The sequence below is a fragment of the Pseudoalteromonas sp. T1lg65 genome (genome assembly GCF_051930985.1).
Taxonomy (GTDB): Bacteria; Pseudomonadota; Gammaproteobacteria; order Enterobacterales; family Alteromonadaceae; genus Pseudoalteromonas.
The window spans coordinates 1,364,879-1,377,326 of sequence record NZ_CP196837.1 but is presented as its reverse complement, the minus strand read 5'-3'; the positions used below and the strand labels follow the sequence as shown (position 1 = coordinate 1,377,326).

Annotated in this window: 14 protein-coding genes; 2 read left to right on the top strand and 12 right to left on the bottom strand. The window is 43.3% G+C overall.

Going from position 1 to position 12,448, the window contains the following annotated elements; genetic code table 11:
• Window position 1: 1 nt before the first annotated feature.
• From ccmE to ccmA, 5 genes are read right to left on the bottom strand one after another with little or no spacing between them, the layout of a single operon-like run.
• Window positions 2-481, bottom strand: coding sequence for a cytochrome c maturation protein CcmE (ccmE, locus tag ACSLBF_RS05885; RefSeq protein ID WP_440055673.1), 480 nt, complete (start codon window positions 479-481; stop codon window positions 2-4).
• Window positions 478-681 (bottom strand): heme exporter protein CcmD, encoded by a 204-nt coding sequence (gene ccmD / locus ACSLBF_RS05880; protein WP_440055672.1) that lies wholly within the window; start codon window positions 679-681, stop codon window positions 478-480. Before ccmD ends, ccmE begins: the two co-directional genes overlap by 4 nt.
• A 2-nt stretch (window positions 682-683) precedes the next feature.
• The gene (locus tag ACSLBF_RS05875; protein ID WP_440055671.1) at window positions 684-1,421 is read right to left on the bottom strand and encodes a heme ABC transporter permease; all 738 of its coding nucleotides are present in this window, start codon (window positions 1,419-1,421) and stop codon (window positions 684-686) included.
• 1 nt (window position 1,422) lies between these two features.
• Entirely contained in the window at window positions 1,423-2,109 is a 687-nt protein-coding gene (gene ccmB, locus ACSLBF_RS05870; RefSeq protein ID WP_440055670.1) for a heme exporter protein CcmB, read from the bottom strand.
• Window positions 2,109-2,732 (bottom strand): cytochrome c biogenesis heme-transporting ATPase CcmA, encoded by a 624-nt coding sequence (ccmA, locus tag ACSLBF_RS05865; RefSeq protein ID WP_440055669.1) that lies wholly within the window; start codon window positions 2,730-2,732, stop codon window positions 2,109-2,111. The genes ccmB and ccmA overlap by 1 nt, the downstream gene beginning before the upstream one ends.
• Window positions 2,733-2,835: 103 nt before the next feature.
• Here ccmA and ACSLBF_RS05860 point away from each other — a divergent pair, with 103 nt between their 5' ends.
• Together ACSLBF_RS05860 and ACSLBF_RS05855 are read left to right on the top strand one after the other, a co-directional pair.
• Window positions 2,836-5,256, top strand: coding sequence for a flagellar hook-length control protein FliK (locus ACSLBF_RS05860; protein ID WP_440055668.1), 2,421 nt, complete (start codon window positions 2,836-2,838; stop codon window positions 5,254-5,256).
• Between the two features lie 2 nt (window positions 5,257-5,258).
• The gene (locus ACSLBF_RS05855) at window positions 5,259-5,555 is read left to right on the top strand and encodes an EscU/YscU/HrcU family type III secretion system export apparatus switch protein (RefSeq protein WP_440055667.1); all 297 of its coding nucleotides are present in this window, start codon (window positions 5,259-5,261) and stop codon (window positions 5,553-5,555) included.
• A 133-nt stretch (window positions 5,556-5,688) separates the two neighbouring features.
• On the opposite strand, the gene ACSLBF_RS05850 is transcribed toward ACSLBF_RS05855, so the two are convergent.
• The 7 genes from ACSLBF_RS05850 to ACSLBF_RS05820 all read right to left on the bottom strand — a co-directional run bounded on the left by ACSLBF_RS05850 (window position 5,689) and on the right by ACSLBF_RS05820 (window position 12,427).
• Window positions 5,689-6,117, bottom strand: coding sequence for a DUF2802 domain-containing protein (locus tag ACSLBF_RS05850; RefSeq protein ID WP_440055666.1), 429 nt, complete (start codon window positions 6,115-6,117; stop codon window positions 5,689-5,691).
• Window positions 6,118-6,615 carry a chemotaxis protein CheW gene (locus ACSLBF_RS05845; RefSeq protein ID WP_440055665.1) on the bottom strand — a complete coding sequence of 166 codons (498 nt, stop codon included), beginning with the start codon at window positions 6,613-6,615 and terminating at the stop codon, window positions 6,118-6,120.
• A gap of 23 nt (window positions 6,616-6,638) precedes the next feature.
• A complete protein-coding gene (locus ACSLBF_RS05840) occupies window positions 6,639-7,391 on the bottom strand; it encodes a chemotaxis protein CheW (protein ID WP_440055664.1) in 753 nt (250 codons plus the stop codon).
• A 10-nt stretch (window positions 7,392-7,401) separates the two neighbouring features.
• Window positions 7,402-8,172, bottom strand: a complete 771-nt coding sequence (locus tag ACSLBF_RS05835) for a ParA family protein (protein ID WP_440055663.1) — start codon at window positions 8,170-8,172, stop codon at window positions 7,402-7,404.
• 39 nt (window positions 8,173-8,211) lie between these two features.
• Window positions 8,212-9,342 carry a protein-glutamate methylesterase/protein-glutamine glutaminase gene (locus ACSLBF_RS05830; RefSeq protein WP_440055662.1) on the bottom strand — a complete coding sequence of 377 codons (1,131 nt, stop codon included), beginning with the start codon at window positions 9,340-9,342 and terminating at the stop codon, window positions 8,212-8,214.
• A gap of 70 nt (window positions 9,343-9,412) precedes the next feature.
• Complete coding sequence (locus ACSLBF_RS05825) at window positions 9,413-11,638, bottom strand: chemotaxis protein CheA (RefSeq protein ID WP_440055661.1); 2,226 nt, start codon at window positions 11,636-11,638, stop codon at window positions 9,413-9,415.
• Window positions 11,639-11,653: 15 nt separating this feature from the next.
• Window positions 11,654-12,427 (bottom strand): protein phosphatase CheZ, encoded by a 774-nt coding sequence (locus ACSLBF_RS05820; RefSeq protein WP_440055660.1) that lies wholly within the window; start codon window positions 12,425-12,427, stop codon window positions 11,654-11,656.
• Window positions 12,428-12,448: the final 21 nt, after the last annotated feature.

Genomic DNA, 12,448 nt, shown 5'->3' with positions numbered 1-12,448 from the left:
ACTAACCCTCGTTATTTAAATTATATTTGGGTTTTTCGTGCTTGATGCCTTTGACTGCTTCTGCAACCTCTGACGGCATATACTCTTCGTCATGTTTTGCCAGCACTTCAAACGCTTCCACAACATTGGGTTCTACCAAAGTCCCTTGTGCAACAATACCTTGGCCTTCACGAAAAAGGTCGGGCAAGATACCTTCGTAGCGAATGGTCACCATAGGACCTGTATCAATTAACTTGAACTCAACATCTAAAGAAGCTTCATCACGGACAACGGAACCGGGAACTACCATGCCGCCAATTCGCAACTTCTGGCCAATTTGTGGCTTTTCTTTATTCTCCCCTTTTCCAGCGATTAGTTCGCTTGGGGTGTAAAACAAATTAATGTTTTCTTGTAAGGCATACAGCGTTAAGCCAACTGCCGAACCAATACCAAAAATCACAGCCACTACAGTAAATAGACGTTTTTTTCTTCTCGGGTTCATGCCTGTGCCTCCTGTTTTGCCTTTTTAATACGCTCTTCTCTAACTATTTGCGCTTGAACTTGCTGCTTTAGGCGTTTTGAATCCAGCAATGAACCAAACAAAATACCCAATAAAATAAGTGCACAACTGCCAAAGGACAACCAGACGTAAAAGCCATAACCACCCATCGCCAAAAATTCGCTAAACGATTCAAACTGCATGATTAACCTCTACTTACTAGCTGACGTACCCAAGGACGGTGCTGTTCGGTACGAAGTATTTCGTTCTTTAGACGTATAAGCGTGACCATCCCCAAAAATCCTGCAAACGCGGCGATATTGATAAACAGTGGCCATAACATCGATGGATCAATGGCTGAGGTATCAAATTTGGTAATGGTTGAACCTTGGTGCAAGGTATTCCACCACTCTACAGAAAAATGGATTATGGGAAGGTTAACGACCCCAACAATAGCAAGAATACAAGCAGCACGACCTCCGGACTTTTTGTCTTCAAACGCGTGATAGAGGGACAATACGCCAAAATACAAAAATAATAGAATTAATTCAGAGGTAAGTCTGGCATCCCAAACCCACCAAGCGCCCCACATCGGTTTGCCCCACGCGGCACCTGTGATTAGTGCAATGGCCGTCATAGCTGCGCCAACAGGCGCTATAGCAATCACCGCTAGTTCGGCATTTCTGATTTGCCATACTAAGGCAATAATGGCAGCAATAGCCATGGACGAATAAGCACCCATTGACCAAATGGCCGATGGCACATGGATGAAAATAATACGATAACTGTCTTTTTGTTGATAATCGGCAGGTGCATAGGCAAGCCCCCACACCCATCCAACAACCAAACAGGCGATAGTTATCACAGTAAAGTAAGGAAGCAAGGTGTTACACAATTGGTAAGCACGCTCCGCTTTGGCATAGGGATGTAACCACTTCCACATTTTAACTTACACTCACTCTTAAAGCTGACGATATGGCAATTGGCGCAGCAACAATAGCAACAGCTAGCATTGCACCAAGGATCGCGAGTTGTCCGCCATAAGCTAAAGACATGCTACTGGTATCGATGGCGGAAGTTGCGAAAATTAATACTGGAATATATAGCGGTAGCACCAGTAAACTCATTAAAATCCCGCCTTTTTGTAGCGCAACAGTAAGACCTGCTCCTATTGCACCGATAAAACTTAACAAAGGTGTGCCGATAAGTAATGTCAGCACCGTCGCCATTAATGACTGGCTTTCTAAATTCATTAATAGGGCAAATAATGGCGCTAAGATCACCATAGGCAAGCCACTGACTGTCCAGTGGGCGAAAACTTTAGCTAACACCGACAGAGACAGTGGGTACGGGGACACAATCAATTGCTCTAGTGCCCCATCGTTGTAATCATCACGGAATATTTTATCCAACCCTAACATAGTTGATAGCAAAGCTGCGACCCAAATTATACCTGGCGCCATTCTTGTCAGAAGTCCAGGCTCGGGTCCTATAGCTAGTGGGAATAGAGTAATAACAATCAGGAAAAATAATAACGGATTAATGATTTCAGCCCGCTGACGAAACGCCAACGAGACATCTTTGCAATACACGGACTTAAAAGCGAGCCAGTAAGAGTGATTTTTTTGCATTACAATCGATACTCCAAGGCAATTGTTTGCAGCTCGGCGAAATGTGTCGTTAGATCTTGATGGGTGGTAAGCAAAATGGCACCACCGTTGGCTAGATGCGATTGAAACTGAGTCTGCAACATTGCAACGCCCTTTTTATCAAGCGCAGTGAAAGGCTCATCTAGAATCCACAGCTTGGCATGGTTAAGCCATAATCTAACCAACGCTACTCGCCGCTGTTGACCCGCAGATAAGGTCCGAGCCGGCACATCTTCCAAGCCGATTAGCCCTAGTTGGGCGAGCAAATCATAAACTTCATCACGTGTTGCACTGCCACCGTGAACTTGCAACCAATGTTGCACATTCTCATAAGCAGTCAATTGTAGATTCACGCCAGTCTTGTGGCCAATAAATAGTAGTTCCGAGGCAAACGAGTCGTAATCATCTTGAATATCAACTTGTTGATAACGCACTTTACCGTCGTCAGGTCTAGCAAAGCCAGCAATAATCCTTAACAATGACGTTTTTCCGGCACCATTTGGGCCTTCAATTTGCATTATCTGTCCAGAGTGAACTGTAAAGCTTAATGACTCAAACAAGCATCGCTCTTGTTTGATACAAGTGACGGAGTCTATCTCTAGCAAACTTGGGCTACTCTTTACCTAAAATTGGGCGATAGTCTAACATAATGGTATGGTAATACGAATAATCCAATGCGACCGATTAGCGAAAATTTGATTTAAAATAATGAATAAGCCGTCTATTACCTTAAATACATCCAGCGTTTCGATATCGGATCATTCCAAATCAAACGCATCTCAGTCGCTATTCGCTGATAAGACCTTTATTGCTCAAAATATTGTTATTAATCAAGATAAATTAAAAATGGATATTGCCATTGATGGACGTTGGCAAACTGTACACATTGCGCTCAAACATAATACTGGGCAATCACTTAATTTTAACCAAGCACAAATTGTCGTCGATGAAACCGGTAAACACCTTACCATAACATCTGATAAGCAGCAGGCAGATGTCGTATTAGCTAAGCAATTACTCGATATCTTAGCGTCTGCAAAGTCCCTTCCAAAATCGACACAATTGGCTTCTAGTGTCTTATTACAGCTGAATAACTCGATACTGTTGAAAGAGTTGGGTGTCCAAGTAGCTATCCCAAAAGCGGTGACTCAACTACTTGCTACTGAATCCACACTAGTTGCAACGCTTGGGATTGAAAAAGGGCAATTTAGAATCAAAGTATTTAATCAATTTAGTGATTTACTTTTTGATACTCAATTAAAGAAAACGGCAATTTCCGAACTGATAAGCCAACAAATCCCCACAGCTAAATTAAAAACTGACACTAACAGTTTGTTTTTACAAATAAAGGATCAACAGCTCGAGTTATCCGGCGTAAAACATAATTGGGGCCGGCAATTAAGTTGGCAGGATGCCAAGGTCAGTGCCTCTATAAATGGGATTAATCTATTTAAGCCCTCTGTGCAAACTATGTTAGAAACGACCAAACCGGTCGTGAAAATGTTTGAACAAGCAGCACATTCTGTATCTACCTATACGGCGTCGCCCACTCAGCCTTTACAGCTCAGTAGCACGCTGACCTATTCAAAGCCACTTATTGAATTGTCATTTAATGACATAAAGTCGTCAATCATGAAGGTTTTACAGTCACTAACCGCGAGACCTTTTGCTCAGATTACGCCTAGTCTTAGTCCTGCCACTACACCCCCCGCTCACTCTAAAGTCAGTAATATCAGCGCTTCAATGGTTGTTCCAAAACCATTAAGTCCAGCTGCTCACTCCACGGAGCAACCAATTAAAGCATTATTCGACTCGGTGAAAAATATTGTTCCTTTCCATCACACCAAAAAAAAACAGAACGATTCGAGTAACGCATTCAAATTAACCGCCGAAACCAAACTTTCTGCCATCAAACAGTACATTAATCGGCCTAGTTTCGAAACGCCCCCCACAGATTTTGCAGACAAACAAGCTTCGCTGCAAAAACTACTCAACCACTTGAGTGACCAAGGGTCGCGATTGTCCTTAAGTGCGCTCACAGAAGTGATAAAGAAGCTTCAACAGCCGCTTTATATACAAGGCAACAGAGCAAACATCATTGACCAACTCAATTCGTTCTCACAAAGCATCGATGTTAAACAACTCGGCCCTATAAAATCAGACCTGACAACAAACAGCAAAGGTCCAATCGAAGCCCTATTGACAACATTAACGTCGACACCAAACGCCGTACCAAAGAGCAAGTCAACGCCAGCTACGTTACTCAACAATTCAATACTAAAAGTAGATACTCTGAAATCAGAGCTTGGTTCACCTGAATTACAACGCTTAGTTAATCAGGCTTTTGCCAAACTACTGGACGAGAAAAGTATTAACCCAACGACTGTGAAGGCACAGCTCGAGGCGCAACTCATGCCAATCAACTCTGCACCTGCAATAACAAATACGCCTACTTCAGTGGCACCCAGCAGCAACTTTTCTCAAGCATTGGATAGACTTATTGTTACGCTGCTTGGTGCACAAAGTATTGCCAACAGCCAAGCCAGTGCCTCTGCCGAACATAAACTGAACGCATTATTGGATTTGCTAAGTCCTAATATCAAAGCTACTCAACCCCAGCAACTACTTGATGCTGTGCAAAAAGCACAATCAATGGAACTGCTTGATGAGCTAGCTCAGATCAATAAACAACTTCAACCAAGTTCGCTTTCTAGCCCAACTAATGTTGGCAATACAAAACAAGATAGCGAATCTCAGTTACTTATTAATTTACTTTTTCCAACTAAACTGCAGGCCGAAAATCAACAAACACAGTTGCAAGTGGGTAAGTACAAAAAACCAGCTCGTGAAAGCATGCCTGAGAAGATTGTTTGGTTCATCCGCCTCAGTTTTGATTATGGCGATAAAGGTCAACTCCATGCACATGCTGAGCTCATGGACAAAGCTTTAGAATGTGAGTTTGTGGCAACCTCTGAACAAACAATGCAGTTGGCCTCGCCTCATTTACCTACATTGCAGCATAAATTCGCAGCTCATGGGCTTCAGGTAAGTGAAATAAGTCTGCGCCAAGAAGCCAGTTATCAGGACAAGTTCTTTACAGAGCATGCCATCATTAATGTTAGGGTCTAATTATGGAACAAAAATCAGCGATAGGATTATTATATGAAGCAGGTAGTGCACCTACGGTTTCATTTAAGGGTTATGGTGAACTTGCAGAAGAAATAATCGCGCTCGCCAAAGAAAAGGACATTATGCTGCATCAGGACGAAGCTTTAGCCAAAACCCTAAGTCAGCTTGATCTGCACCAAGAAATTCCCCGTGAGCTTTATTACGTTATCGCAGAGCTCATTGCCTTCTCCTACATTCTGCGTGGAAAGTTTCCACCCGGTTGGGAAAGTTTTAGAGGAAAGCTAGATATCAAGGCGTGATGCGGCTAATGAGGAACTGTGAGTATAAATAACCGCAGCTGAAGTTAACTAAAGCGTGATGAAAGGTTACCACACCTAAAGCCGGCAGGAATCGACAAGAAAAAACCGCAGTATCAAGCTGCGGTTTTTTTAATTAAGTTTTGTTGTGAAGTGACATGAGAAGCTCGGCTTCTGCTCTTGGCAACTCACACTCTCGCATGATTTCTTCAATATCTGCCCCAAGCTCAACCATTTTCACAGCTCGGGAATAGATTTTCGCATCCGGATCATCATACTTTTGCTCCGCTTGCTGATTCGCAAGCTCTGCGATTGACTGCTGATTAGATGATACTTTTTTACCTAAATTCATGATTGCAGAACGTAGCTCTGCAAGTTCACTGCGTAAAATAGAAACTTGATGCTCAGATGCTTTCAATGCTTTTGACTGTTGAACTTGCCTGTCATGCTGCTTTTTTAAATTGCTATTTACAATTAAAATAAGCCCCAAACATACTATACCTAATACACTTGAAGCGACTGATATAACGAGTAAAATCAGTTCATTATTAACTACTTCTACCATCTAGATATGGCTCAACTCATCCCACTCTTCATCACTCAGTAATTTATTCAAGTCAACCAAGATCAGGAGCTCGCCTTCTCGATTAGAAACCCCCTGAATAAACTTAGCACTTTCTTCAGTTCCAATATTTGGCGCACTGTCAATTTCAGAGCTACGTAAATACACAACTTCGGCTACACTATCAACCAAAATACCAATTACTTGCTTTTCTGCTTCAATAATTACAATTCGAGAATTATCTGTTACCTCAGCACTGGGAAGACCAAATCTGGCTCTGGTATCAATAACTGTTACTACGTTACCACGTAGATTGATGATACCTAGTACATACATTGGTGCACCTGGAACGGGCGCTATTTCGGTATATCTAAGTACTTCTTGAACCTGCATAACATTGATGCCGTACGTTTCATCTTCAAGCTTATACGTCACCCACTGTAGTACTTCATCATTACTATCAGCATTTTTATCTGCAGAAAGCAGTCTATCTTGGCTCATGATTTTACTCCACAATATACTAGCTACTGCTCTCGACTATCGAGGCCTTTTTCTAGCAAGCGATTTAAATTATCTACATCTATCAAAGCGCACATTTTTTCTTTGATCACTCCAGCTAACCAGGGACGTTTTCCATCCGCTGTGCGCCATTTAATGTCCTCAGGTTTTAACGTCAAGTTATTGACAAGCTTTTCCGCTAGTAAGCCCCAAGGCGTGTTTCCTAAGGTGATAAGATACTGGTAATCCAAGCTTTCTTCTAGCTCTGGGGTGAATTTTTCAGGCATTACCCACCGTGCAGTATCAACCACATTGAGCTTTTCATCTCGATTGAGCATGACACCTTTAAACCACTTAGGTTTACCTATTAGTTGATTCACATCACCTAACTGGTGAATACCACCTAACGCTTTTAAAGGAACCGCTAATGTTAAGCCCGCTACTTCAAAAAATAACGCTTGGAATTCCCCTTCTTCATAAAGGGCCTGAGCAGTCGTCTCAAGTTCACTCTCTTGTTCTTTGATAATAGATGTATTTTCTGTTATCTCAAGATCTTGGACTGATTTTGTCTGCTCGACGGGAACTTCAACAGCAGCTTCAACAACTGGCGATTCAGTGGCCTCATTAACTGGAACTGGTTGCTCTACACGCTCTTCATGTACCTGTTCCAATAATTTAGCTACCGGAGATAGTTCTGCTTCCTCGACTTCTTCCTCTTTTAACAGGGCGCCAAGGTACTGCTTCATTACTTTCTCATTTGCAAAAAGGTGTTTACTCATATTGCATTCTCTAGTCTAACTGCTTTAAATAGTCTAGCAGGGCTCGATAAGCAAAAACACCTCTAGATTTAGGACAAAACTGCACAGGGGTTTGTTGCGCCAAGCTGGCGTCTCGGAATTTAGTATCTACAGGTACAACCCCTGGCCACACCGCTTCTTTATATTGAGAAACTAAAGATTTGTATGCTTCTAACGATGCTTTAGTCCGTTTGTCATACATCGTGGGAATAATCGTATACTGGTACTGCTTGTGTTGAGAGCTTTGCATCAGTTCCATGGTGCGCATCATTCTATCGAGACCTTTTAATGCCAAGAATTCAGTTTGCACCGGAACCAATATTCTTTCACTCGCCGCTAATGCATTAACCATTAAAACCCCAAGCACTGGAGGACAGTCCAAAATTGCGTAATCGTACTGATCCGCTATTTTTTCTAGCGCACGTTTGAGTACTAACCCCATACCGGTTTTACTACCCATGCTTCTATCAAGTGTAGCAATCGCCATGGTCGCAGGAAGAATATCTAAAGACTCAATGGTGGACGGACACAATGCCTGCAATATTTCTTCACTGGTCATGCTCGAACCTCGAGCAAAAATATCATAAACACTGACTTCAAGGTCTTCTGAGTCAATCCCAAAATAATAAGTCAATGAAGCATGCGGATCGGTATCAATCAGCAACACTCTGTGACCTTGCTCAGCTAAAATACCACCAAGACTCACCGTTGTTGTTGTTTTTCCCACTCCACCTTTTTGGTTGGCGACCGTCCAAATCTTCACTTTTATTATTCTTCCTTTGTAACAGAAAACCAGCTCGTTTTAACAACCGATTTCTTTTACTATTCTGTCTGAAAATTCCTGTAAGGGTAAGCTCTCTGCCGCTAAGCCAGCGCTAGCAACCGCTTGAGGCATCCCGTAAACGACACACGTAGCTTCGTCTTGAGCCCAAATTGTAGCTCCTGATTGTTTTAACATTCGCGCACCGTCTCTACCATCAGCCCCCATGCCGGTTAGCACCACAGCTAACACATCTCCACCATATGCTTTTGCCGCACTGGCAAACGTAACATCAACACTGGGTTTGTAAGTGATTCTGGGACTATCGTCCTCAAATACTTTTAAGGTTTTTGAGCCGCCACGACTTTCTACCATCATTTGCTTACCACCGGGCGCCAAATATGCAACACCAGGCATTAATCTATCGCCGTTTTCTGCTTCCTTCACCTTAATTCTACACAGTGAATTTAGCCTAGAAGCAAAAGCTGGTGTAAAGGCTGCTGGCATGTGTTGAATAAGTAATATGGGATGGGGAAAGTTTGCAGGAAACTGAGTCAAAATTGTCTGTAATGCAACTGGACCGCCTGTAGATGTACCAATAGCAACCAATTGATATTTTTTACCCGATGACGTTGCTCTTGAGCTTCTTGTGGTCGTAGTGCTTCTTTGGAAACTTCTGTCTGGTTGTGAGACAGCAGGTTTTTTGGGCTCTGCTACCGGTGCTCTTTCGACCTTTGCTCTAGGTGTGATAAGCGGTCGTGTAAAGCGACTGACACGCCCTCTGCCGATTTCTTTTACCTTGTTTTGTAGAGATTTGATAGCATCTTCGCTATTACGGGCAATGTCTTCGAACTTTTTCGGTAAAAAGTCAACCGCACCCGCATCAAGTGCATCTAATGTGGCACTCGCTCCCTCTCTTGTTAACGAAGAAAACATCAAAATAGGCACAGGTGAGGCCTGCATGATTTTCTTAACCGCACTGATCCCATCAAGCACCGGCATTTCAACATCCATGGTGATGACATCAGGCTTAATTGAAGCGGCTTTTTCGACCGCTTCTTGACCATTTACAGCAAAATCTATCACTTTAATATCTGGGTCTTGTTCAAGGATTTCACTGACACGTCGACGAAAGAAACTCGAATCATCTACGACTAAAACTTTAACAGCCATTGGCGCGCTCTTTTTATTGCTCTACAGCAGAGTAACGAAACCGCTACTCTAGAATTAGGATTATGCGGGCTTACTTACCCGCATAGTGTTTTAACAAATTTGGGACGTCAAGGATTAAGGCAATACCACCATCAGAAGTAATTGTTGCACCAGCCATACCAGGAGTCCCTTGCAGTAGTGCATCGAGAGGTTTAATTACCACTTCTTCCTGACCTATTAGAGAATCAACAACAAAGCCCACTTGCTTAGTGCCGATTTGAGCGATGACTACATGACCTTCGGCCTTCCTCATTGTTTTATTTGCACCCTTAACCAGCCAGTGCTCTAAATAAAATAACGGAATAGCCTTCTCTCTAACAATGATAGTCAGCTGTCCATCCACCACATTGGTTTTAGTTAAATCCAAGTGGAAAATCTCATTAACACCAGCAAGAGGTAAAGCAAATGTCTGCTCTCCCACTATTACCATCAGAGTCGGTAAAATTGCTAACGTGAGTGGGACTTTGATTTCTAAGATAGTGCCAACACCAAGCTCTGATTGAATATTAACTGAACCATTCAGTTGCGTAATCTTGGTTTTCACTACATCCATTCCAACACCACGGCCGGAAATATCGGAAATTTGTTCTTTTGTTGAAAAGCCTGGAGCGAAAATCAAGTTGTATGCTTCAGTATCAGATAATCGACTAGCCTGATCTGAGTCAATAACGCCCTTGCTAATTGCTATCTTTTTAAGCTTCTCAGGGTCCATACCTGCGCCATCATCTCTGATAGTCAGTAAGATATGATCACCTTCTTGTGAGGCTGATAATGTGACAGTACCTGTTCTAGGTTTTCCTGCTGCCTCACGCACATTTGGCATTTCTATGCCATGGTCAACAGAATTTCGAACCAAGTGCACAAGCGGATCAGCCAGTGCTTCTACTAGGTTCTTGTCTAAGTCGGTTTCCTCTCCGACCAAAACCAGATTGATCTCTTTTTTCAAGCTACGAGCCAAGTCTCGTACAACCCTAGGGAAACGGCCAAAAACTTTCTTGATTGGCTGCATCCGGGTTTTCATCACTGCACCTTGCAGATCTGCAGTCACCACATCGAGATTAGAAATGGCTTTACCCATATCTTCACTGTTCGAATTATTGGCCAAGCTGACCAATCGGTTTCTGACCAGTACCAACTCACCAACCATGTTCATGATTTCATCTAGCCGCTTAGTATCAACACGCACTGTCGTCTCAGCTTGAGCTGCTGGTTTTTTGGGTGCTTGAGCTGCGGCTTTGGCCGGTTCTACTTTTGCAGCTGGAGCTTCGACCTTTTCCACAGGTTTTGCGGCTGTCGTTGCTTTTGGCGCAGGCTTTGGTGCCTCTGGCGGCGTAGCTTGTGTTGGTTTTACGTCGCTTCCTGCTGGTGTTTGAACAGGTTTTGGCGCCTCACCTTTGCCATGTAGTTCGTCAAGTAAGGCTTCAAATTCATCATCTGTGATTTCTTCGTCATCCGCAGACGCTGGAACTGCAGGTTTGGTAGTTGGTTTTTCTGCTCCGTCACCATTATTCACTGGTGTACTTGGCGCACCACCAAACTGGCCAACGCCGTGCAACTCGTCTAACAAATTATCGAATTCATCGTCAGTGATGTCTCCACCACTGCCACCTGAGCTACTTGTCGCTGACTCAGTCGATGCGGGTGTTGCTGGGCCCTTACCTGAACCATGCAACTCATCTAATAAGCTTTCAAATTCTTCTTCGGTAATTTCATCGATATTAGAGTCTGAACTAGCACCTGAGCTTTCATCGACATCGATGAAATCACTATCGAAAAACACATCATCCGAAGATGGCTCGACCTCTGATGGCGTTTGTGTGGTTTCCGGCTCAATTTCTTCTGGAGTCGCAGTAGCTTCGTCTTGAGATTGAGGCTGGCTCAGTTTGTGCAATGTGTCGAGAAGTACAGGATCTGCAGGTTCTGGCTGCTCGCGGCTTTGAATGCAGCTAAACATCTCGTTGATTGTATCCAGAGACTGTAAAATGACGTCCATTAATTCAGGCGTCACAGATCGTTGGCCCTGACGTAAAACGTCGAACACGTTTTCAGCACCATGACAAGCATCAACCAACTCTGTCATGCTCAGAAATCCAGCGCCACCTTTCACTGTGTGAAAACCTCTGAATATTGCATTCAATAGGTCTTTGTCTTCAGGGTTGTTTTCTAGTTCGACTAGCTGTTCGGACAACTGCTCCAAAATCTCGCCAGCTTCAACCAGAAAGTCTTGTAAGATATCTTCATCGACTTCAAAGCTCATACTCACACTCTCCTACTAGAAGCCCAAACTAGAAAGCAGGTCATCGACTTCGTCTTGTCCAGAAACCACATCATCTCTCGATTCTGCGTCTATGATTGGACCCTCGGGTCCTGATAATTCATCAGTTGCAGCTTCTGACTTGACTGCTTTATTCTCATTATTATTTGCTTTACTTTGTTCAACCCCTGTGGAGCCAAACACAGTCAACATGTGAATTAAGCTATCTTCAACTTCTCTTACAAGTTCAATAACTCGGCGAATCACTTGTCCCGTCAAATCTTGATAATCTTGCGCCATCAATACGTTGGTCATCAGAGATTGCAGCTCGTCAGTACGCGTTTTTGAAGATTGCATGAAACTATCTAAGTCGTGGCAAAGCGATTTAAATTCACCTAACTGTATGTCCCGACTCATCAACCGATCCCAAGTGGGTTTAATCCCCTCCAGCTCCTCGGCCAAATTTTGTGCTAGAGGTAAACTCGCTTCAACCGCGTCCATGGTTTTGTTCGCTGCATTTTCTGTCATTTCCATGACGTAGTTGAGGCGTTGTTTCGCATCGGGAATAGCATCAGTGGTAAGGTCGGCTAAGCGGGTATCTAACTCAAAGTTTTTCAACGACTCGTGAAGTTGACGAGTAAGCTTACCGACCTCTGCGAAAAGTTCAGACTGCTCTTTGTTCGCAGCTTCCATAACAAGCTGATCAGCTTTTTCCTGTTCACCTTGTTCTAGGTATTCTACCAACAACTTTGCCTGCTCGAGCGTGATCTGAGGCGCAGCAATTACCGACATAAGCCGTCTCCCTCTTAACTG